We start from the raw sequence: 22,161 nt of genomic DNA on the forward strand, positions 1-22,161 counted from the left end.
CTTCAGGAAGCCGATGATCTGCTCTTCGGTGTATCGCTTCTTCATGTCCGTCCTCTTGTGAGACGGACTCTACTAAGATCAGGTTGGCCCGGAAAACGGGGGGCAGGTCACGACGTCGAAGCGCCGTTTGTAGAGGCCCGTAATGAGATCGCTCGCCGTAACCTCATTAAATTCCATAGAAACTTCGGGCTCCTCCGCGCGCTGCAGGGCAAGCAATGCAGCTAGGTACGAAGAGGCCACACCAGGCGCTATGGCGAGCCTGAGCTGTGGGCGTGGGCTGGTGGCGTCGTGCATGAGAGGCCCCAAGAAGCGATAAGACAAGGATGGAAAGTCTTCATGATAGCTAGTTTGAGTTAAACTTAACGTGGTTAAATTGTTTGGACTGTTCGACGCTTCCAAGGATGGAGAAGCGAACTGTCCGACGAGGCCGTCCCCCAGGAACTACCACTTTCGACGCCGAGCCAGCGTTGGCATTCGGAGCGGCCGTTCGTGTCGCCCGCCTGACGCAAGGTGTTGCTCAGGAAGAACTGGCTGCGAAAGCAGGGATCGAGCGATCGCACATGGGCAAAATAGAGCGTGGGGAGCACATGCCCACTCTCGCTCTGATCTTAAGAATCGCCGCCGGACTCAAGCTCAGTGCTGCGGAACTCGTCAGCGCAGCCGAACGCAATCTTCGTGCCGCGGCGCACGATTCAGATAGGCATTGACGCTTTAGTCACCCGGAGGTCCTCGCAGACGTTCGATGAAGCGATCCAGCGAAACCGATGAGTTGCTGCTTTCTGGCCGAAGCAGATAGGTTGTGATTACCGCCGTGTCCTGCGCCAGAGGGCGAATCACCACGTCCGGCCTCTGGCTGATGGGAATCTTGGTCGCCGTCATGAAACCAATCCCATAGCCTGCGCCGACGAGCGTTAGCATCATGTCCAGCGACGACACTTCTTCGACAACGTTGAGTCTGTGTTCCAGAACCTGTAGCAGCCGATTTAGTTCTCGGCAGTAGCCTTCGCAGGCCAGTTTGTCGCACAGAACCAGTGGGTGACCCTGAAGTTCGTTCAGCGGAACTTGCTTGTGCGCAAGAAGCGAGTGCCGCGCTGGCATGGCGATCACAATCGGGTCTCGCCAGATCGGTTCAGCCACGATGCCTTCGCCAACATCCGCCGCGTGTGCAAATCCGATCGTGAAGTCGCCAGACCGTAGGCCCCGTATCTGCTCGGTCAGCGGTACCTCGGAGAGACGTATCTCGACCTCGGGCTCTTCCGCGCGGCAACGAGCTAGGAACGCCGATAGTCGTGGGTCCATCGCACCATCGGAAATTGCAATGCGCAGGCTGCCCCTCAGGCCCGCGGCAATGGCTCTGGCATTTTCACGCGCTTGCTCCAGGACAGTGAAGAGTCGGCGGGTGTCCTGCAAGAATGCCGCCCCCGCCACGGTCAGCCGTGTGCCCCTGCGGTCGCGGTCAAACAGCGTGACCCCAAGCTCATCTTCCAATTCCTTGATCGCGCGAGACAAGGGGGGTTGCTCTATATGCAGCCTCTCGGCCGCCCGCGTGAAATGCAACTCCTCTGCCAAGACGACAAAGCATCGTAGATGACGCAACTCCATAAATCGGGCTCCTCGCAAGTCCTCATTCGCGCCAGATGTCCCGTGGACGAATCACGGTGGACGGGGAGGCTGGATCCATTTCAGGGAAGTTGATGCGCTTGACATCGCAAAAACTGGCACCTTGAGCGCTCGTGGTTGCTCGTGACGCGTCCCAAGCGCGCGCGCCCAATCGGGGCGCGCGTCTCTGTCACACTGTGCAGAAGCTTTGAAAAGCACCGCACACCCGCGGCGTCATCCGCCGTGCTCTTTTTGTAGCAGCGACCCGAGGCGAGCGACTTCATTGCTGGTGATCGCGATGTTGCGCCCATCCTTCGTCGACACCGAAGCTCCGACATTGAGATAGACGGCGCGCCCGAAGCGGCTTTCCTGTGCCATCTTTCCGTCCTTGAAGATGTACAGCGTTCCCCCGTCAGCCAAGGGAACCATTTCCTTGGCTGCTTGGGCTGCTGCATGACCGGCGAAGGCTGGCACGGAGAGAGCGCTCAACAGGGCGGCAATGACAATTTGCGATTTCATGATCGACTCCTTTGTAAAAACGACGACAACTTGCGCCGCGTCGTTAAATGTAGAAGCAGGCGGTCTACAGAGCGCTTACCCGTGCATTACATTCAATTCATGTGCTGTCATCTGCCGCCCATGAAGGACTAGGTTCCAGTGGGAGACAAGATGCCAAGCCATGCAACGCTCGCCAGAACCAAAACGGCCAAGGTCGCCTCCGTGAACAGACTCTGTCTAAGCTTGATGACTGCCTGTGCGCGATTGCCTGCCTTCAAAGCAGCCTCCAGGCTCGGGCTCAACCGATACCGATTGGCAGCAGCCAACGCCAGCATGCCTGCGAAAAGCAAGAGCTTTACCATCAGCAGCCGGCCATACAGCGTCGAGATGAGCGGATCAAACGATGGTCCGGCGATCAACAGGTAATTGAGAATTCCACTCACGACGAGTGCAGCCACGATCGCTGTACCTATGCGAGTAAAGCCATTCGACGTCCGACTGAGGACCGCTACCGGGTCTTGCGCGACATCCTGCTTGTGGGATGCCAGCATCAAGAACGCCACCAATGCGCCCACCCAAGCGCCCGCTGCCCAGAGGTGCGTGATATCCGACGCAAGATGGATGTAGCCGCGAACGCCGTCGTCCATCGCGCCGTGGCCTGCCCACGCAAGGGTCGCCAGCGCCACGCCGGTGGAGAGCGCCATCACTGCAAATCGCAAGGTAGCGTTCAATTTCAACATTGCGACGAGCACACACACCAACAGCGCGAGGATGCGAATGCACCAGGCGATGCCCATGTGCGTGCCCGTAATGAGCATGTCGAAGACGTGCGTTGACAGCTCCGCGTAGCTCTGGGCACCGGACATGGCCTTGGCCATGACCGTCATGCCCCACATCGACAGGGCAATGCCGATGGCAGCGGATGCGCCAATGAGGACGCGATAGCGGCGCGAGATCGTCGAGGATCGCTCGTCGTTGCCCAAAGCATAGAGACCGAACATGGCGACGCCAAACGCCGCCGCCAGGTCCAGATACAGCGCCAGGCGCAGGACGATGGTCAACCAATCCCCGGCCATGGGCTTACTTCACCTTGAAGGTGACGTTACCCGTGATCGGATGCGTGTCCGAGGAGACGGCACGCCATTCGACGCGATAGTCACCGGGCTGGAGCGCCTGTGCCGGCGTGATGACCATGGTCTTGCCGTCGCCGGCAGCCGCGACGCTGGCGTTGATCTTCATCGGGCCATGGCTCGCCATTCCCGGCATGCCAGTCATGACAAGGCTCGCGGCGGAGAACTGCGGCACCAGCGTCTCGGAGAACTTCAGTTCGATGGTGGCTGGCGCAGAAACCTGCGACTTGTCGGCCGGCGTTGAAGACACCAGCGAAGGATGCGCGAATGCGGCGGTGGCGAACAGACCAGCAGCGATCGGCGCGACGAGCTTGGCGATGAAATGTGAACGGGTCATAGAAGTTTCTACCTGGATGTGTGAGGTGTGGTTTAAGAACGAAATGCCGAGATAAGGCTTGCACCTTTGCAACGGCGTGGAACGAAAGAAACGGTTTGCTGGGCGATAGCAGGCTCCTGTAGTTTCAGAAAGAAAATCCGGTCACAGTCGGCTCGCTCTCAGGCGCAAGGCGTTGCCAACGACCGACGCCGAACTCAGGCTCATCGCCAATGCTGCGATCAGCGGCGACAGCAGCCAGCCCGTGAGGGGATAGAGAACCCCGGCGGCGATGGGGATGCCCAGCGCGTTGTAGAGGAAGGCGAACATGAGGTTCTGCTTCATGTTGCGCACGGTACTCACCGAGAGCGTGCGAGCGACAGCGATGCCACGCAGGTCACCCTTGACCAGCGTGACCTGGGCGCTGTTCATCGCCACGTCGGTTCCCGTTCCCATGGCGATGCCCACGTCTGCCTTCGCCAAGGCCGGCGCGTCGTTGATGCCGTCTCCGGCCATGGCGACGATGCGTCCTTCTTTCTGCAGTCGCTCGATCAACATGAGCTTGTCCGCCGGCTTGACCTCACCATGCACCTCGTCGATGCCTAGGCGTGCACCGACGGCTTTGGCGGTGGTCTGCCCGTCCCCGGTGGCCATGATGACCCGCAGGCCCGCAGCCTTCAACGCGGCCAGGGCCTCGGGGGTGCTGCCCTTGACCGGATCGGACACGGCGAGCAAGCCCGCGAGCTGCCCGTCCACCGCCAGGTACATGACGCTGGCCCCTTCGCCGCGCAGAGCTTCGGCCTGGGGTACGAGCGGTTCCACCGATACGCCAGACTGTTCCATCAGCACTGTGTTGCCCAACGCCAGTTGCCGGTGCTCAACCTTTCCGCGCACGCCGATGCCGGTTCCCGATTCAAAGCTCTGAGGCTTCACGAGTTGGAGGCCCTGGGCACGCGCGGCCTGCACGATGGCGTCGGCCAGGGGGTGTTCACTGCCCTGGTCCAGGCTGGCCGCAAGACGCAGCACCTCATCGTTCGTAAAGCCGGGGGCTGCGACGACCTGATCGAAAGCAGGTCGGCCTTCGGTCAGGGTTCCTGTCTTGTCGATGACGAGGGTATCGACCTTGCGAAGATTCTCGATCGCCGCGGCATCGCGGAACAGCACGCCCTGCGTGGCGCCACGGCCCGTTGCGACCATGATCGACATCGGCGTGGCCAGACCCAGCGCGCACGGGCAGGCGATGATCAGGACGGCCACCGCATTGATCAGTCCATAGACCCAGGTGGGCTGTGGCCCGAAGAATCCCCATACAAGGAGCGTCGTTACCGCAATGGCGACGACGGCCATCACGAAGTAGCCGGCAACGACATCGGCCATGCGTTGCATCGGTGCCTTGGAACGCTGCGCCTGGGCGACCATCTGGACGATCTGCGATAGAACGGTGTCCGAGCCGATCCGCTCCGAACGCATGACCAGCGCGCCGCTGGTGTTGAGTGTGGCCCCGATGACCTTGTCGCCCACGCGCTTGCTGACGGGCAGCGGTTCGCCGGTCAGCATGGATTCGTCAATCGAGCTGCTGCCCTCGTGCACGATGCCATCCACCGGCACCTTCTCGCCGGGTCGGATGCGCAGCAGGTCGCCGACGTGCACATGGCTGAGTGGCACGTCTTCCTCGCTGCCGTCCGCATTGATGCGCCGCGCCGTCTTGGGTGCCAGCCCCAGCAGCGACTTGATGGCTGCCGAAGTCTGGGAGCGGGCCTTGAGTTCCAGCACCTGGCCGAGCAGTGTCAGCGAGATGATGACGGCGGCGGCCTCGAAATACACGCCGACCCGTCCCATGGACATGAAGGAAGCTGGAAACACTTCCGGCGCAACGGTTGCCACAACGCTGTAGATGAATGCCGCACCCGTTCCCAGGCCGATCAGTGTCCACATGTTCGGGCTGCGGTTGACCACGGACAGCCAGCCGCGGGAGAAGAAGGGCCAGCCGGCCCACAGCACGATCGGCAACGACAGCACCAACTCGACCCAGCTCTGTGTAGCCATGTCCATCAGGTGCAGCCGCTCGCCCAGCATCGCCAGCGCCAAGACCACGAGCGTCAGCGGCAAGGTCCACCAGAAGCGACGCGAGAAGTCACGCAACTCCGGGTTGTCGTCATCGAGGTCGGGCAGCAGAGGCTCCAGCGTCATCCCGCACTTGGGGCAGGTTCCCGGATGATCCTGGCGGATCTCCGGGTGCATCGGGCAGGTGTAGATGGTTCCGGGCGCGGTTGGCGATGCCGCCGGGGCCGGTGAAACTGCGGTGCTGGCATGGTGATGCGGTGCATGGCCGCTGCCTGTGCCTATGCCCGCGTCACCGCTGGCATATCGCGCCGGATCGGCGTCGAATTTGGCCTTGCATCCGGTGCTGCAAAACAAGTACGTGTTCCCCAAGTGCGTGGAACGGTGCTCCGACGCCGCCGTGACCGCCATGCCACACACCGGATCTCGCGTCGCGGCATCGGGCTGCGTGTGGCTTGAGGACCCGCCCGCGTCGTCACTTCCAGCATGGCTGGCGTGATGGTGGTGCGTATGCGGGCCGGACGTTGTGGCACCCGCCGCCATGCCTGCGTGCTCATGTCCTGAAGACTTGCTGGGTGAATTCATAGTGACAAGTGCCCTCCGCCGTTAACCTTTGGTGTCTGGTGATCGCAGCAGGCCGCAGGCGCGCAAGGAGACAAGCGCGGCGTCGCGTGCTCGCACGGTGCGAGTGCCTCGACTCATTGCTTCTGCTCCTTGGAGGCTGCGGCACCTTCCTTACCCTGACGCGCGGCATGATCGTGTCCGCCGTGGCCGTGACCACGGTGCATGAACAGGTGCATCAGCGGACAAGCCGCCAGCAGCAGGAAGGGGAGATAGCCGGCAACATGTGCCGTATGCTCCTTGAGCAGGAAATACGCGGCGACAGCGGCGATGATGAGGAACGCCACGCCGTAGCGCGATCGCCAGAACCGGGGGCGATCGCTGGGGGTCTGTGTGTGCTGATGCTGCATGGCATATCTCCACGGAGAAGGGTTGATGGATGGTCAGCGATGCGACTGATAGACCGTGCTGCTACCGTTTTTCCCAATCAGCAGCACGTCGTAGGCGTCCTTGCGTCCACCATAGGCCGGACCATCCATGCCGGGCGAACCGACCGGCATGCCGGGCGCCGCGAGGCCGATGGCCTGCGGGGCTTCGCGCAGCAAGCGTTGAATGTCCGAGGCAGGCACATGACCCTCGATGGCATAGCCGCCGATCTGCGCCGTGTGGCAAGAACCGTACTTCTGCGGGATGCCCAGCCGCGTGCGCGCTGCGGTGTTCCCGGTGTCGAGAACCTGCACATCGAAGCCTGCGCCTTGCAGGTGTGAGACCCAGTCCTTGCAGCATCCGCAGCTCGGGTCCTTCCAGACCTTGGCAATCGGTCGGCTCTGCGCCAGGCTCGGTCCTGCGAGTGCCATCACCAACAAGCCAGCGATCAATGCCTGGCGTCTCGGCACTTTGCCCTGGCTTCTGTCGTAGTGCATGTTCATGGATCGCCTCTCATCAGATGATCAAACCCGCTAGGTTCTAGAACCAGAATCGCACGCCAGCCACCCAGCGCGTCTGCTGCGCACGGCCGCCTTCGGCACGCACATAGTCCGCGGTGCGTCCGAAGCTGCCCGCCCGTTCCACGCCGATATAGGGGGCGAACTGGCGACTGAATTCATAGCGCAGGCGCAAGCCAGCAGACGCTTCGGCCAGGCCCTTGCCGATACCGCGTTCCGGGTCGTCCTTGCCATAAAACTGCAACTCGGCGCGAGGCTCCAGAATCAGTCGCTGGGTCAGCAGCAGCTCGTAGCTGCCTTCGACACGCAGCGCCGTACGTCCACCACTTCCCACGTAGCCCGTCGCCTCCAGCTCGAACCAGTAGGGGGCGAGGCCCTGGATGCCGAAAGCCAACCATTGACGGCTCGGGCCTTCCCCGTTATCCACCCGAACGCCGAGCTGGGTGTCCCAGTACGGTGCGACGGCGTGCCCCCAGAGAAGCTCGGTACGCGATTCTTCGAGCTTTCCTTTGGCGATATCGCCTTCGGCCTTCACGACGGCCTTGTTGTAGGTCGTCCCATACCACGCCTGGAGGTCGTAGGCCGTGGAGTCGTCTCCTTTGCGCGTGAAGCGGCGTTCCAGAGTTTCGCCGCGCAACGAAAAGAACCTGTGTTCGTCGGCCAGCATCAGCCGCGGCACACCGGGTACGGCGTAGTCGCCCGATCCCAATGTCAGGCCATTGGAGTAGCCATGCGGATCGCGGGCGTCAGGAGGCGCCGACCCGCCCTGCATCTGCATGTTGCCGTGATCCATGGCCGGGGCCGCGGTCGAGCCGCTCGCCGACGTCGCGTGACCCGCGTGCGGGTCGGCGGCAGGAGCCACGGTCTGAGTGGATGGCGCGGCCGTTTGAGCGTCGGCCTGGCCGTGCGCTGCATGGTCGTTCTGTGCTTGTGCCTGGGCGGCGACGCTTACCAGGGCCAGAAGCGTCGTGGCCAGTGCGCGAGTGGGGAGTGCTTTGGACATTCTTGGTCTTCCTTGTGCGCTGGGTTCAAGACACCACGACTTCGCGGAACATGCCGGCATCCATGTGGAACATCAGGTGGCAGTGCCACGCCCAGCGGCCGAGCGCGTCGGCTGTCACCAGGAAGCTGATGCGTTGTGCCGGCTGCACCGGCAGGGTGTGGCGGCGCGCAAGGAAGCGACCGTCGGGGCTTTCCAGCTCGCTCCACATGCCGTGCAGGTGCATGGGATGGGTCATCATGGTGTCGTTGTGCAGAATGACCCGCAGCCGCTCGCCGTGTTTGAAGTGCACCGGCGTGGACTTTCCGAACTCCAGCCCGTCCAGGGACCATGCGTAGCGTTCCATGTTGCCCGTGAGGTGCAGTTCGACCTCCCGGCCGGGGCCTCTCTTGTCCAGCGGCCCCGACGGGGTATGCAGATCCGCGAGGGTCAACACGCGCCGACCGTTGTTGCGCAGTCCGATGCCGGGGTCATCGAGGTTGGTGCGCGCCATGTCAACGCGCATGTCCGTGCTGGCACCATACTCGGTGCGAGCGTGGCGAGCAGTAGTGCTGGGCACGGCCAGTCCCCCCGCCGCCGCGGCGTGTTGGCTGTGATCCATCGCCATGCCACCGTGGTTCATGGCGCCGTGATTCATGCCTGCCATCGCCCCATGATCCATCCCGGACATCGAACCCGAGCCCATCCCGGTCATCCCGGTCATGCCCGTCATGCCCGTCATCCCGGTCATCTCCATGGCCTGGCCGGACCCGCCATGGTCCATGCCCCCCATCATGCCGCCCATCATGTCGTTCATGGTCAGCCATTCGACCGGATCGAGGGCAGGCACGGGAGCTTGAAGACCTTCACGCACGGCCAGCGTGGCACGCGCGTAGCCTGTCCGGTCCATCGCCTGGGCGAAGATCGTGTAAGCGTCATCCCGTGGCTGGACGATCACGTCGACGGTTTCGCCAGGACCGAATCGGAACTCATCGACGGTCACCGGCTCCACGTCAACACCATCGACGTGCACCACCGTGAGTTTCAGTCCTGGAATGCGTACGTCGTAGAAGGTGTTGCCCGCACCGTTGACCATGCGCAGCCGCACGCGCTCACCCGGTCGGAACAGCGCCGTCCAATTGCCGGCGGGGGTGACGCCGTTGGCCAGATAGGTCAGCGTGGCGGCAGACAGATCTGCGAGATCCGTCGGATTCATCCGCATCTCGTTCCACATCTTGCGCTTGTCGATCGCAGCGGCCGTGCCTTCGCGCGAGGCGTCCCGGAAGAAGTCGAAGACGGTAGGTTGGTTGTAGTTGTAATAGTCGCTTTGGGACTTGAGCTTGGTGAACACCCGCATCGGGTCTTCGTCGGTCCAATCCGAGAACAGCAGCACGTGGTCACGGTCGGCGTGGATGGTCTCGGCGCCAGCGGGGTCGATGATGATCGCCCCGTACATGCCCGTGAGTTCCTGGAAGCCGGAGTGCGAGTGGTACCAGTAGGAGCCGCTCTGCTGAACCTTGAAGCGGTACGTGAAGGTCTCGCCGGGAGCGATGCCATTGAAGCTGATGCCCGGCACGCCATCCATCTGATACGGCAGGATGATCCCGTGCCAGTGAATGGATGTGGCTTCACGCAGCTTGTTGGTTACACGGATTGTGACGGTGTCACCCTCGCGCCAACGCAATGTCGGTGCCGGCAGCGAGCCGTTGATGGTCGTAGCCACGCCTGGCTTGCCCGTGAAGTTCACGGGCGATTCGGCGATCACCAAGTCGAACTCGGTGCCCTTCAGCACAGGGGCGGCACCGCGCGTCGCGGAGCCTTGCTGGGCAAATGCCTTGAACGCCGGCGTGGACAGCCCAGCGAGAACGCCGCCGGCGGCTAACCCTTGGACGAAACGCCGACGAGAAAGGCCCTGTGTGGGCACGATAAAAAAGGGTGAACGAGGCGGCATGGCCTGAAATCCTCCATAGATGACTCGGAAGTCGTTCTAAACGCCACCCCATCCTGAGCGGCACAGTTCGACGCAATGCAGGTCATGCTATGGGTTGGGCACTTTCCATCGAATGACCCCTGAATTACATTCATGTAATGTTCGTGTCATGTTCGTGGAAGCTGGCAACCAGTAAATTGCTGATTGAAAGTGGATGAATGCGTACATCGTGAGCGGCTATTTTTCCGCGCCGTAGCGATTTCATGGGACATGCGATGAAACTGCTGGTCGTTGAAGACGAGAACAAGACGGCGGATTACGTCCGCCAAGGTCTCATGGAGGCGGGATTCGTCGTGGATCTGGCGCGCAACGGATTGGACGGACACCACCTGGCCATGGGCGAGACATACGATCTGGTGGTCTTGGATGTCATGCTGCCGGATGTCGATGGCTGGCGCATCGTGCGTGCCCTTCGAGATGCCGGTAAACAGGTCCCTGTGCTCTTTCTGACGGCGCGTGGCGGTGTAGACGACCGTGTCAAGGGATTGGAACTGGGAGCGGACGACTACCTCGTCAAGCCATTCGCGTTCTCTGAGTTGCTGGCGCGGGTGCGGACGCTGCTGCGACGCGGAAGCGCTCCGAGCCAGCCTGATCGCATCCAGGTTGCCGATTTGGTGCTGGACTTGGCGCGCCGGCGCGCAACGCGCGCTGGCCAACGCATCAATCTCACCAGCAAGGAGTTCGCGTTGCTTGAGCTCCTGGCCCGTCGCCAGGGGGAGGTCCTTCCACGGTCTCTGATCGCGTCGCAGGTATGGGACATGAATTTCGACAGCGACAGCAACGTCATCGATGTAGCCATCCGCCGTCTACGCGCGAAGATAGACGATGCGTTCAATCCGAAGCTCATCCACACCGTGCGTGGAATGGGATACACGCTCGATGCGCCCGATGATGCCCCTGCGCCATAAGCCGCGGCAAAGCCGTCCAGCGTCGCTTGCATTGAGGGTCACGGCCCTCGTTGGTATCGCCACGACCTTGGTGTTTCTTGTGTTCAATTGGGTCATTCTCCGGTCGTTGGAGCACCACTTTGCTCAACAGGATGCCCACGAACTGGAGGCAGTGACAACCGCTTTGGCTCAGCCCTTGCACCAGCTTGCAAGTGACATCGCAAGCGACGAACTGAAGCAACACTTGGCCAACGCAGTCGCAGGACATCATGGGATGACGTACGGCGTCTACGATGGGGCTGGCAATAGCATCTATGCCACGCCCGGTCCTGACCTGTCTAAACTTGCCAGTAGCAAAAAGTTGGTCAACCGCATCACCGCTGACGATTTGATCGTGTGGCAGGAGGATCAGAGGTCATATCGAGGTGTGGTGCTGCAACTGCCTGCTGACGATTCAGCGGCGCCCGGCTACCGCATCGTCGCTGCCATGGACATCGGCTTTCATCTCGACTTCCTGGCGGAGTTCAAGCGCATGCTCTGGTGGGCAACCGGCTTGGTCATGTGCCTGGCGCTCGGTGTGGCTTGGCTGGCGGTGCAGTGGGGCCACCTGCCGATTCGCAAGGTCAATGAAGAGATTCGGGCGATTCGCTCTTCAAAGCTGGATGTGAGGCTGGATCCTCGGGATGTGCCGATCGAACTGGCGGAACTGGTATTCGCCTTCAACGATATGTTGGCGAGAATCGAGGAAGGCTTCACCCGGCTATCACACTTTTCCGCAGACATCGCGCACGAGTTGCGCACGCCCGTCACCAACCTGGTCACGCAGACTCACGTGGCGCTTGGCCAGCCGCGCAGCAACGAGGAATACAGAGAAATCCTCTATTCAAATTTGGAAGAGTTTGATCGGATGGGACGCATGATTGGTGACATGCTGTTTCTTGCCCAAACGGAAAATGATCCCCGCAACTTGCGTCTGTCTACCATTGATCTGTCCGAATTGGTGCGGAGTCTGTTCGACTATTTCGAGGCGCTGGCAGAAGATAGCGGCATTACGCTTGGTGTTAAAGGGGCGATCGGCAGCATAGCGGCGGATCGGGAAATGCTCACCCGGGCGCTGAACAATCTTCTCTCGAATGCAATTCGACACACGCCTCGCGGCAAGAGCATCACGGTCTTGCTTTCGCAGGACGAGCAGTGGACAACGATCAGTGTGGTCAATCCCGGTGAGAGAATTCCTGAGCGCGATCTACCAAAGCTCTTCAACCGCTTCTACCGAGTTGATCCGGCACGGCAACGAAATACGGCGGGCGCCGGTCTTGGCCTTGCCATCGTGAAATCGATTGCGGAGGCACATGGTGGCTCCGTTGCCGTGACCTCCAGTGAGCTTGTCACCAGGTTTGACTTGGTATTGCCCCATCTGCGGCAGTAGTCCGAGGGCGCTGCGGTCCGTCCAGCCAACTGGCGTATCTCTTTGCCTGATTCTGGGATCTACCCGGCCGGCCACGTTGCTACGCGAGCGGGACATTTTTTCTCCGTGACTGCCACGTGCCCAGTCCTAGCGGCAGGCGCCGACATCATGCGCTTGTGTATCCCATCGCTACGTCCACACCGCGCGCGGGGGCCTTTGCTCGGTCGTGATCCGGTCACCGATCGTCGATAGCCTCAGCGGTCAGTGCCGAACGTCTGCCTGCTCGGCGCCTCGATCGCGCGCAGACCTGGCTGTGTGCGCTGAGCCCCTGAGGTGAGTTGGAAGTTGGTCTGCTGGTTCGTTGCGCGGGTATATGTACCCGTAGCTGGGTACAGAGAGTCTTATTGATCAAGATCAAGGTACTGCTATCAGGCGCCGGCTGCATATGAACGCAGCCAACCGCCAAAACTACCTATGCAGGTGTCCACTAAAACTTGACCACTGCACCCCGCCCGAAGGCTTCTCCGACTCGCCCGCTGACGCGGGCCAGGTCAACCCCACAACGACAGGCGAGAACGCCCCGCCATGCCTTGCAGCGCCGGTCTTGAGGCGTGGCGTGGAAGCTCCATAGCGATGCCGGGCGGGTTGTCCCTGAACCGCGTTGAGGACGGCACGCACCTGCACAACCTGCCGCAGCAAGCGCCAGCGTGTTCGCCAGCGTCCCGTCCATCGCGGCGGGGCGCTGGCCGGGCCGATCCGGCGCAGCCGGTTCGGCGGCATCGAGGGGCGCCAAGCATCGCGCGGCGGGGATAGCCCGCAGGGCTTTCCCCTGGAGGCAAGCGAAGCGCGCAGCGCCGCAGGCGCGAAGGCGTGAGCAACTGTCTTGAAAGTCAAGCCTCGCAAGCGCGCAGGCTCCATTCAATTGAAGCGTTTTGCCAATGATTCAATAAATGTTGTATTATCGAATCATGAACGAGACCCAAGCCATTTCCGCCCTCGGCGCCCTGGCCCATACCCAGCGGCTGCGCGTGTTCCGCGCCCTGGTGGTCGCCGGCCCCGAAGGGCTGACACCCAGCGTCCTCGCCGACCAGCTCGACGTGGCCCGCAACTCCCTGTCCTTCCACCTGAAAGAACTGGCCCATGCCGGCCTGGTCACCATCGAGCAGCAGGGCCGCAACCTGATCTACCGCGCCGACTTCACCCAGATGAATGGGCTGCTCGGCTATCTGACCGAGCACTGCTGCCAGGGCGGCGCGTGCGAGGTCACCGAATCCTCCTCTGCCTGTACTTCCTGCTGAAAGGATCACCCCCATGAAGCGCTTTCACGTCCACCTGCACGTCGATGACCTGAACCGCAGCATCGGCTTCTATTCCCAACTGTTCGCCGCGCAGCCCGCGCGCGTCGAAGGCGACTACGCCAAATGGATGCTCGAAGACCCGCCGGTCAACTTCGCCATCTCCACACGTGGCAACAAGCCGGGCATCGACCACCTGGGTATCCAGACCGACGATGCCGAGGAATTGGCGGTGCTGAAGGCCCGCGCCGAGGCGGCCGACATGACGCTGCTGGACGAGGGCACCACGACCTGCTGCTACGCGCGCAGCGAGAAGCACTGGATCACCGATCCGCAGGGCGTGGCCTGGGAGCACTTCCACACGCTGGGCAACATTCCGGTCTTTAACGAAGCGGCGCCTGCAGCGACTTCCGCCGCAGCGTGCTGTACCCCGGTGCGCGGCAAGCCGGTGGGCGTTGCGGTGAAGCCGGCTTCCTCCTGCTGCTGATGTGAGATACCCATGACCACCGACAAGACCTACAACGCCCTGTTCATCTGCACGGGTAACTCGGCCCGCTCCATCCTGGCCGAAGGCATCCTCAATGAATTGGGCCAGGGGCGCTTTCGCGCCTACTCGGCGGGCAGCCACCCCAAGGGCGAAGTCCACCCACTGGCGCTCGCCACGCTGGAGCGGCTGCACATGCCGACCGCCGGCTACCGCAGCAAGAACTGGGACGAGTTCGCGGCGCCCGGTGCGCCGGAGCTGGATTTCATCTTCACGGTCTGCGACAACGCCGCCGGCGAGGTCTGCCCCGTGTGGCCGGGGCGCCCGATGTCGGCGCATTGGGGTGTGCCTGATCCTGCAGCCGTTGAAGGCACCGACGAGCAGAAGCGCAAGGCGTTCACGGATGCGGCGCTGACGCTGCGCCGACGCATCGAATTGTTCCTGTCGCTGCCGATTCAGCGCCTGGATGCCATGTCGCTGCAGCACGAGCTGCGCAGCATTGGTACGAAGTGAGGTTGGCGCGATGAGTGTTGGAACCCAAACGGCCGGCCGCGTGCCGGCCGCCCCCACCATGAGCGTCTTCGAGCGCTACCTGAGCGTGTGGGTGCTGCTGTGCATCGTCGCCGGTATCGCGCTCGGCCAGTTCGCGCCGGGCGTGTTCCAGGCCATCGGCCGCACGGAAGTGGCTCAGGTCAACCTGCCCGTGGGCCTGCTGATCTGGGTGATGATCATTCCCATGCTGCTCAAGGTGGACTTCGGCGCTCTCGGCCAGGTCAAGCAGCACTGGCGCGGCATCGGCGTGACGCTGTTCATCAACTGGGCCGTCAAACCATTCTCGATGGCGTTGCTGGCGTGGATCTTCATCCGCCAGGTCTTCGCGCAGTGGCTCCCCGCCGACCAGCTCGACAGCTATGTCGCGGGCCTGATCTTGCTGGCCGCCGCACCTTGCACAGCCATGGTGTTCGTCTGGAGCCGGCTGACCGGGGGCGATCCTGTGTTCACGCTGTCGCAGGTCGCGCTGAACGACACCATCATGGTGTTCGCCTTCGCGCCCATCGTCGGCCTGCTGCTGGGCCTATCGTCCATCACGGTGCCGTGGGCCACGCTGCTGGTATCGGTCGGCCTGTACATCGTGATTCCCGTCATCCTGGCCCAGTTCTGGCGCCGCGCCCTGCTGAGCAAGGGCCAAGCCGCCTTCGACCGGGCGCTGGAGCGCATCGGGCCGCTGTCCATCGCGGCGCTGCTGCTCACGCTGGTGCTGCTGTTCGCCTTCCAGGGCGAGGCCATCATCCGCCAGCCACTGGTCATCGCCATGCTGGCCGTTCCGATCCTGATCCAGGTGTTCTTCAACTCCGGCCTGGCCTACTGGCTCAACCGCAAGGCGGGCGAGCAGCACAGCATCGCTTGTCCTTCGGCGCTGATCGGCGCCAGCAACTTCTTCGAGCTTGCCGTAGCCGCCGCCATCAGCCTGTTCGGCTTCCAGTCCGGCGCCGCGCTGGCCACCGTGGTCGGCGTGCTGATCGAGGTGCCAGTCATGCTACTGGTCGTTCGGATCGTCAACCAAAGCAAGGGCTGGTATGAGTGCGGCCCGAACCCTGCCCGCGGATAACCAAGACACGACTCATGAGCAACATCACCATTTACCACAACCCCACCTGCGGCACGTCGCGCAACGTGCTGGCTCTGATCCGCAACAGCGGCGAAGAGCCGAACGTTATCGAATACCTGAAGACACCGCCTGACCGCGAAACGCTGCAACGCCTGATCACGGACATGGGCGCGCCAATGCGCGCCGTGCTGCGTGAGAAGGGTACGCCCTATGCGGAATTGGGCCTCGATGACCCGAAGTGGGGTGACGAGCAGTTGATTGGCTTCATGCTCCAGCACCCCATCCTCATCAACCGGCCCATCGTGGTGACCCCGCTGGGCACGCGCCTGTGCCGGCCCTCAGAGGCCGTGCTGGACATCCTGCCGCAGCCGCAGCGCGGCGCGTTCCGCAAGGAAGACGGCGAAGCCGTGGTGGATGCGGAGGGTCGCAGGGTCTGAGACCTCCCGCACAAGCGGCAGGCAATCTGAAGTGAGGCTGGTATTATCGAATTTCGTTATCGATATTCGATATGAAAGAGAAACCTACTCCACGTGCCATGGAGCACCACGACCTGCTGTCGGGGCTGATCCGCCTGCATGTGCTGCACCACGCAGCCGAGCAGGAGATCTACGGGCAATGGATGATCGACGAGCTGGCCCACCACGGCTACCGCCTCTCCCCCGGAACGCTGTACCCGATGCTGCACAAGATGGAGCGCGACGGCTACCTCGTCTCCCGCCAGGAGCGTGAAGGGCGCACCGTGCGCAAGCTCTACACGATCACGCCCAAGGGCAAGGAAGGCTTGGCGCTGGCCAAGGACCGCATCCGGGAGTTCACCGGGGAGGCGATGCACAAATGACAGATTCCACCAACACCTTGCAGCATGAGGCCGCTGCCGCGCGCGGCTCACCCGTCGAAGTCTTCGGCGCCTTCCTCAAGCTGGGGCTGACCTCCTTCGGCGGGCCGATCGCGCATCTGGGCTATTTCCGCTCGGAGTTCGTCGAGCGTCGCCGCTGGCTGGATGACCGCAGCTACTCCGATCTGGTCGCCCTGTGCCAGTTCCTGCCGGGGCCGGCCAGCAGCCAGGTCGGTATGGCGCTGGGGTTGGGCCGCGCGGGCTGGCTGGGGCTGCTGGCGGCCTGGGCCGGATTCACCTTGCCATCGGCGATTGCGCTGATCCTGTTCGCCTTTGGCATCGCCGAGTACCAGGGGCTGGCCCAGTCCGGCTGGGTGCACGGGCTCAAGGTCGTCGCCGTGGCCATCGTGGCGCAAGCGGTCTGGGGGATGGCCAAGTCGTTGTGCCCGGACCGGCCGCGCGCCGCGCTGGCCATTCTGGCGGCGCTGCTGACCATGGTCCTGCCCTCGGCCGCGGGACAGCTTGCCGCCATCGCGGTGGCAGGGCTGCTGGGCTGGTGGACATTGAAGATCGCGCAACCCGGCGGCGGCCACGCCCACAGCTACCCCGTCTCGCGCAAGCTGGGCATCGTGGCGCTGCTGCTGTTTGCCGCACCGCTCGTCGGGCTGCCCCTGTGGGCGGCAGCCACGGACTCGTCCACGATAGCCCTGCTGGAAGGGGTGTACCGCTCCGGTGCACTGGTCTTCGGCGGTGGACACGTTGTGCTGCCGCTGCTGCAGGCCTCGGTGGTGCCCAGCGGCGTCGTGAGCAATGCCGACTTCCTGGCCGGCTACGGTGCGGCGCAGGCCGTGCCGGGGCCGCTGTTCACTTTCTCGGCCTACCTCGGCGCGGTCGCCCACGGACCGCTGCATGGCTGGATCGGCGGGCTGGCACTCCTGGGCACGATCTTCCTCCCCGCTTTTTTCATGCTGGTCGGTGCACTGCCGTTCTGGGAAGGGCTGCGCCACCGCGCGGGCATCCAGACGGCCATGGCCGGCATCAACGCCGGCGTGGTCGGTATTCTGGTGTCCGCCCTCTATGACCCGGTATGGACGAGTGCCATCCACAGCAAGGCGGATTTTGGGCTGGCGCTGCTCTCGTTCGGACTGCTGACGGTGGGGCGCGTGCCGCCGGCGCTCGTGGTGCTGTTAGCCGGGCTGGTGGGCTGGGTCATGGCGATGGGCGTCTGAATCTCATGTGGCACACCCTGACCATCCAGCTCCGACACGAAACCGCCGACGACATTGCCGCCATCGAAGCGGTCACGACCGCCGCCTTCGCTGATGCACCACACACCAGCCACACCGAGCAATTCATCGTGCGCGCCTTGCGTGCCGCCAACGAACTGACGCTTTCCATCGTGGCCGAAGAACATGGGCGCGTCGTCGGTCACGTCGCGCTGTCGCCAGTAACGATCACCCATGAGCACAGGCGAAAGACCGAGGGCTGGTATGGGTTGGGGCCGATCTCCGTCCTGCCGCCAAGGCAGGGGCGAGGCATCGGTTCGCGCCTGATGGAACAGGCGCTGTCTGAACTGCGGGCTATGCAGGCCGCAGGCTGCGTGCTGCTGGGAGATCCAACGTACTACACGCGCTTTGGCTTCCAGGCCCATGCGGGCTTGCAACTGCCGGGCGTGCCGCCCGGCTATTTCATGGCGCTGGCCCTGCATGGGACAGTGCCGGAAGGCATCGCGCACTACAGCGATGCCTTCAACGCCGCCGCCTGAGCCAGCGCGAAGGCGGCGGCGTTTTAATTCGGCTATTGGCCTTGAACACCGGGCGCGGCCACTGTCGCACCCGGATTTCGCGTCCACCGCGCCCAGGGCGGAACGGCCTGGGCGCGGTGCTGATCGCGGTTATTCCTTCGTCTCGATGCGCCACCACACAAAGCGAAGCGCCCCGGTCGAGGCCGGGGCGCTTGCCTTCGGCGCGGGTCAAGCGGCCAGTGCCTCGGCGGGTTCATCCGCCATTGCCTCGGTATCCTCCGGGGCGTCCTGCTCCGGGCCTTCTTCCTGCGCGGCCTCCTGCGGGCCTTCGGCCTTGAAGATGGCGGGCATCCAGCCGGTGCCATCGGCCAGCCGCTCGGCCTCGCTGGCAATGTCGGCCTTCTTGAGCTTCGCCAGCCGGGTGACGAATTCCGGTGCAAACGCGCCCACGGCATCCAGAATCACGGCCTTGGAAACGTGCTTGAAGTAGCCTTCTGCGGTCGGCTTCCACCATGCGGCCATGTCGAGGCCCACGGCCTGCGCCAGTTCTGCGCCGGGCTGGTGCGGCGTGGCACGGGGCGTCACCACGTCCACCGTGGAAGCCACGCACACGGCCAGCAGCCGCACCAGTTCGTCTTGCGACTTCGCCAGCAGCGCGGCGAACAGTTCGGCGCTGTCCTCCGGCAAGGCTTCCCCGGCTACCTGTTGCAGTTCGCGCAGCGCCACAGCGGCGGGCGACTCCGGCCAGTCCGGGGCCATGCCTTCCAGCCGGTCTTGCACTTTCAGGCTCACGCCCAGCGGCAGGTCGTGGCCGTGGTAGCTGTCCTGCAAAACCTTCTGCACCATGCCATGCACCAGCGCGGCCAGCGCGACGTGCGGATGCCGGGCCACTTCGATTTGCAGCGCCGCCGTGCGGTGGGCGCTCAACCGCTGCGCCAGCTGGTCGGACAGGCTCGCGGCCTTGGGCGGGTCGTCGGCGTCCTCGTGCTCCTCGTTGGCGGCTTCGCCTTCGGTGCTGCCGAAGCCGCGCCGCAGCTTTTCCAGCGTGCGCAGCGCCTTGGCCTCGGCTTCGCGCAGCAGGCCGCGATGAATAACAGCCTCGCCGTTGCGGTCGATGGTGACGATGGCACCGGCCACCTCGCGCACTTCGGGGGCGTAGCCTTGCAAGGCATTCTCCGCGTCTTGCAGTTCTCCGACCACCTGATCGCGCCGCTGTTCCAGCTTCTCGGCCTTGGCCTCGTCCTCGGCGTCGCAGGCTTCTTCCAGTTCGGCGTCGATCTTTTCGAGGCGGGTTTCCAGCGAGGCGATGCGGCGGGCCTCGCGGGTGGTCGGCTCGCGGCGGTGGCGCGGGGCGTTCTGGAACGCCTGCCGTTCCTCGTAGGCCAGATGCGGCACGGCCTCCACCCATGCCCAGCCCTCGGCGCGCACGTCCTCGGCCAGCGTTGCCAGCTTGTCGCGCACGAGCGTTTCCAGCACTGCGGTATCGGTGAGGTAGGTTCCGGCATCGCCTTCCGCGAACAGGTCGCGGCGGATGCCGCCGCCTGCCTGCCGGTAGGCGTCCAGCCCGACGAAGCGCACCAGCGCGTGCGCGGCGTCGATTTCGCGCTCGGTCAGGCGCTCGCGCAGCTTGGACGGGCTGCGCTGCCATTCCGGCGCACCATAGAACGTGGCTTCCTGCGCGGCGTGGTCGTCGGCGAAGGGACACAGCAAGACCGCCCCCTCACGCCACCCACGCACGCCGGTTTTCGGCAAGCGGAGCGCGCAGGCACGGATCAGCGAGCCGGGCCGGAGGCGCCAGCGATGGAAGCCCGACAGGGGCGAGACTCGCGCAGCGAGGCTCAATGCGCAGCACGACAGCGCGACGGCGGCACGCCGGGACGCCCGACTGCTTGGGACAGGACTACTCGTTGTCGGTCTTGCGCGGCTCGATGTGCAACTGTCCTTGACGTGCAGCCGGGCGTAGTTGCGAAGGTACAGCGTGTCGTACTGCTTATCGGGCGATGTCAGGTGCACCACCATCAGGAAGGCGGGGGACTGCTTTTGGACGGTGATGCCCTGGCGCACCACATCGCGGGCAGCCGGGCCTGAGCCTGGGCGACGCGGTTTTGTACCCGCACCGTCGCGTCATCGGCGTTGATGCCAGAACGGAAGGTGACCGTGGTCACCAGCACGCCGTCGGAGCCGGCGACAGACTTGATGTACATCATGCCTTCGACGCCGTTGATCTGCTCCTCCAGGGGTGTCGCCACGGTCTCGGCAATCACCTTGGGGTTGGCGCCCGGATACACGGCGCGCACCACGACCTTGGGATATTCGCTGATCGGCAGCGCCGGGATCGCGAGCAGGCCCGAGACGAAGATGACGATCGACAGCACAGCCGCGAAGATCGGCCTGTCCATGAAGAACTTGGAGAGGTCCATGGGCTAATACCTTGAAAGGAGTCCAGGGGGAAGCGCGCCGCGCCGCTCGTTGTGTGATACGTCCGATCGGTGGCGCGCTCCGGCGTGGTGCTTCATTTGGTGGCGGACGCGGGCGCCGCAGCAGCCACCATGGGCACCGCCGTGGCCTGCACAGGCATGCCCGGCAAGAACACCTTCTGCGCGCCGTTGACGATCACGCGGTCGCCCGCCGCCAGCCCCCCTCGCACGATGCGCAGCCAATGGGAACTGCCACCCAGTTTCACATCACGTCGCTGCGCCAGTCCATCCTTGTCTACGATGTAGACGTAGTTACGGTCGTGGTCGGTCAGCACCGCCTTGTCGTCGATCAACACGGCCGAGAATTCGCCGCTGCCGACCAGTCGCACGCGGGTATAGAGGCCCGGCGTGAAAACGCGATCCTTGTTGTCCAGCACCGCGCGCACGGCGATCGTGCCGCTGCCCCGGTCCACCTGGTTGTCGAGGAAGTCCACCGTGCCGGTGTGAGAGAAGTCCGCCTTGTCCGCCAGGGCGATCTGGACCGGCAGCTGGCCGCCTCGCTCGCTGGGGCGCTCTCCCTTGCGCGCCATGCGCGAGTAGCGCAGGAACGCCTTCTCATCGGCCTCAAAGTAGGTATAGACCCTGTCCTGGAACACGATGGTGGTTAGCACACTGGCTGCATCGCTGGCGGCCACCAGGTTGCCTGCGGTAAAGCGGGCACGGCTGGCGCGCCCGTTGATGGGCGAGCGCACTTGGGTCCTCTCCAGGTTCAACTGCGCCGTCTCCACCGCAGCCTGCGCGGCCTGCACCTCAGCCTGCGCGGACTCGTCAGCGGCGCGGCGCTGCTCCCAGGCCTCGGTGGAGACAGCCTGCTGCTCGACCAGCACCTTGGCACGTTGCGCCTCGCTTCTGCTGCGGCCGGCTTCGCTGCGCGCCCGGGTCAATTGCGCCTGGGCCCGGGCCAGTTCCGCGCGGTAGCTTCGGGCATCGATCATGAAGAGCACATCGCCCTTCTTGACCTCGTCTCCTTCGCGATAGGCGACCCGCTCGACGTAGCCAGACACCCGTGGGCGCAGCTCGACGCTCTCGATGGCTTCGATGCGTCCGTTGTATTCGTCCCATTACGTGATGGGCTTGATCTCGACCTGCGCGACGCTGACTTGCGGCGGCGGTGGATGGCCTCCGGCGCCAGCTCCGGCGTTCTCTTTACAACCTGCGAGCGCCATCGCGCTGAGGGAGATCAGTATCCAAAGCAGGCGCACGCCGCGAGGGTCGGAGCTGGAAGTCGTCATCTGAACAGGTTCCGTGGTCAGGTCGTAAAGCGAATGAAGCGAGCGCGATCGCGCTGCACGCTGTCCCCTGACGCTGCTTTCTTGGCAGCGCAAGACCATGAGCGACAGATGCGGC

At 63.6% G+C, this 22,161-nt stretch carries 20 protein-coding genes and 3 pseudogenes; 11 read left to right on the forward strand and 12 right to left on the reverse strand.

Annotated features, from left to right (window positions below):
* Positions 1 to 401: 401 nt before the first annotated feature.
* Positions 402 to 707, forward strand: a complete 306-nt coding sequence (locus tag HV798_RS21020) for a helix-turn-helix domain-containing protein (RefSeq protein ID WP_003097526.1) — start codon at positions 402 to 404, stop codon at positions 705 to 707.
* A 4-nt stretch (positions 708 to 711) separates the two neighbouring features.
* Here HV798_RS21020 and HV798_RS21025 read toward each other — a convergent pair whose 3' ends face one another.
* The 9 genes from HV798_RS21025 to HV798_RS21065 all read right to left on the reverse strand — a co-directional run bounded on the left by HV798_RS21025 (position 712) and on the right by HV798_RS21065 (position 10,036).
* Positions 712 to 1,602, reverse strand: a complete 891-nt coding sequence (locus HV798_RS21025; protein WP_014833982.1) for a LysR family transcriptional regulator — start codon at positions 1,600 to 1,602, stop codon at positions 712 to 714.
* Between the two features lie 231 nt (positions 1,603 to 1,833).
* Positions 1,834 to 2,118 (reverse strand): CopK family periplasmic copper-binding protein, encoded by a 285-nt coding sequence (locus HV798_RS21030; protein WP_003090336.1) that lies wholly within the window; start codon positions 2,116 to 2,118, stop codon positions 1,834 to 1,836.
* Positions 2,119 to 2,246: 128 nt separating this feature from the next.
* Positions 2,247 to 3,173 carry a copper homeostasis membrane protein CopD gene (gene copD / locus HV798_RS21035; RefSeq protein ID WP_003116797.1) on the reverse strand — a complete coding sequence of 309 codons (927 nt, stop codon included), beginning with the start codon at positions 3,171 to 3,173 and terminating at the stop codon, positions 2,247 to 2,249.
* 4 nt (positions 3,174 to 3,177) lie between these two features.
* Complete coding sequence (gene copC, locus HV798_RS21040; RefSeq protein WP_003090319.1) at positions 3,178 to 3,564, reverse strand: copper homeostasis periplasmic binding protein CopC; 387 nt, start codon at positions 3,562 to 3,564, stop codon at positions 3,178 to 3,180.
* Positions 3,565 to 3,705: 141 nt separating this feature from the next.
* Positions 3,706 to 6,144 carry a heavy metal translocating P-type ATPase gene (locus tag HV798_RS21045; RefSeq protein ID WP_197286470.1) on the reverse strand — a complete coding sequence of 813 codons (2,439 nt, stop codon included), beginning with the start codon at positions 6,142 to 6,144 and terminating at the stop codon, positions 3,706 to 3,708.
* Positions 6,145 to 6,299: 155 nt separating this feature from the next.
* Positions 6,300 to 6,572 (reverse strand): DUF2933 domain-containing protein, encoded by a 273-nt coding sequence (locus tag HV798_RS21050; RefSeq protein WP_003097518.1) that lies wholly within the window; start codon positions 6,570 to 6,572, stop codon positions 6,300 to 6,302.
* Between the two features lie 33 nt (positions 6,573 to 6,605).
* Positions 6,606 to 7,091: a DUF411 domain-containing protein gene (locus HV798_RS21055; RefSeq protein ID WP_003090303.1), complete on the reverse strand. Its 486-nt coding sequence runs from the start codon at positions 7,089 to 7,091 to the stop codon at positions 6,606 to 6,608.
* Between the two features lie 37 nt (positions 7,092 to 7,128).
* The gene (locus tag HV798_RS21060) at positions 7,129 to 8,109 is read right to left on the reverse strand and encodes a copper resistance protein B (protein ID WP_005408883.1); all 981 of its coding nucleotides are present in this window, start codon (positions 8,107 to 8,109) and stop codon (positions 7,129 to 7,131) included.
* 25 nt (positions 8,110 to 8,134) lie between these two features.
* The gene (locus HV798_RS21065) at positions 8,135 to 10,036 is read right to left on the reverse strand and encodes a copper resistance system multicopper oxidase (RefSeq protein ID WP_003097515.1); all 1,902 of its coding nucleotides are present in this window, start codon (positions 10,034 to 10,036) and stop codon (positions 8,135 to 8,137) included.
* Between the two features lie 254 nt (positions 10,037 to 10,290).
* Between HV798_RS21065 and HV798_RS21070 the strand changes: the two genes are divergently transcribed.
* From HV798_RS21070 to HV798_RS21115, 10 genes are all read left to right on the forward strand, one after another.
* Positions 10,291 to 10,983, forward strand: a complete 693-nt coding sequence (locus HV798_RS21070; protein WP_003097513.1) for a heavy metal response regulator transcription factor — start codon at positions 10,291 to 10,293, stop codon at positions 10,981 to 10,983.
* The gene (locus tag HV798_RS21075; protein WP_003121551.1) at positions 10,967 to 12,391 is read left to right on the forward strand and encodes a Cu(+)/Ag(+) sensor histidine kinase; all 1,425 of its coding nucleotides are present in this window, start codon (positions 10,967 to 10,969) and stop codon (positions 12,389 to 12,391) included. The genes HV798_RS21070 and HV798_RS21075 overlap by 17 nt, the downstream gene beginning before the upstream one ends.
* Before the next feature lie 929 nt (positions 12,392 to 13,320).
* Positions 13,321 to 13,668 carry an ArsR/SmtB family transcription factor gene (locus tag HV798_RS21080; RefSeq protein WP_003107245.1) on the forward strand — a complete coding sequence of 116 codons (348 nt, stop codon included), beginning with the start codon at positions 13,321 to 13,323 and terminating at the stop codon, positions 13,666 to 13,668.
* A gap of 13 nt (positions 13,669 to 13,681) precedes the next feature.
* Positions 13,682 to 14,152, forward strand: coding sequence for an ArsI/CadI family heavy metal resistance metalloenzyme (locus HV798_RS21085; RefSeq protein WP_003107243.1), 471 nt, complete (start codon positions 13,682 to 13,684; stop codon positions 14,150 to 14,152).
* Positions 14,153 to 14,164: 12 nt separating this feature from the next.
* Complete coding sequence (locus HV798_RS21090; RefSeq protein ID WP_003107241.1) at positions 14,165 to 14,662, forward strand: arsenate reductase ArsC; 498 nt, start codon at positions 14,165 to 14,167, stop codon at positions 14,660 to 14,662.
* 10 nt (positions 14,663 to 14,672) lie between these two features.
* Positions 14,673 to 15,758, forward strand: coding sequence for an ACR3 family arsenite efflux transporter (arsB, locus tag HV798_RS21095; protein ID WP_003109696.1), 1,086 nt, complete (start codon positions 14,673 to 14,675; stop codon positions 15,756 to 15,758).
* Between the two features lie 14 nt (positions 15,759 to 15,772).
* A complete protein-coding gene (arsC, locus tag HV798_RS21100; RefSeq protein WP_003107236.1) occupies positions 15,773 to 16,195 on the forward strand; it encodes an arsenate reductase (glutaredoxin) in 423 nt (140 codons plus the stop codon).
* Between the two features lie 71 nt (positions 16,196 to 16,266).
* On the forward strand, positions 16,267 to 16,596 hold the full coding sequence (locus HV798_RS21105; protein WP_015014846.1) for a PadR family transcriptional regulator: 330 nt from the start codon (positions 16,267 to 16,269) through the stop codon (positions 16,594 to 16,596).
* Positions 16,593 to 17,822, forward strand: coding sequence for a chromate efflux transporter (chrA, locus tag HV798_RS21110; protein ID WP_003107233.1), 1,230 nt, complete (start codon positions 16,593 to 16,595; stop codon positions 17,820 to 17,822). The genes HV798_RS21105 and chrA overlap by 4 nt, the downstream gene beginning before the upstream one ends.
* A 17-nt stretch (positions 17,823 to 17,839) precedes the next feature.
* A complete protein-coding gene (locus HV798_RS21115) occupies positions 17,840 to 18,358 on the forward strand; it encodes a GNAT family N-acetyltransferase (protein WP_023980163.1) in 519 nt (172 codons plus the stop codon).
* A 207-nt stretch (positions 18,359 to 18,565) separates the two neighbouring features.
* Here the strand turns inward: HV798_RS21115 and HV798_RS21120 are convergent.
* From HV798_RS21120 to HV798_RS21130, 3 pseudogenes are all read right to left on the reverse strand, one after another.
* A pseudogene (locus tag HV798_RS21120) lies at positions 18,566 to 20,032 on the reverse strand (chromosome partitioning protein ParB); the annotation flags it as partial.
* A gap of 243 nt (positions 20,033 to 20,275) precedes the next feature.
* A pseudogene (locus HV798_RS21125) lies at positions 20,276 to 20,757 on the reverse strand (efflux RND transporter permease subunit); the annotation flags it as partial.
* A 92-nt stretch (positions 20,758 to 20,849) separates the two neighbouring features.
* Positions 20,850 to 22,046, reverse strand: a pseudogene (locus tag HV798_RS21130) (efflux RND transporter periplasmic adaptor subunit).
* Positions 22,047 to 22,161: the final 115 nt, after the last annotated feature.

The organism is Achromobacter deleyi (assembly GCF_902859705.1).
GTDB lineage: Bacteria > Pseudomonadota > Gammaproteobacteria > Burkholderiales > Burkholderiaceae_B > Achromobacter > Achromobacter deleyi.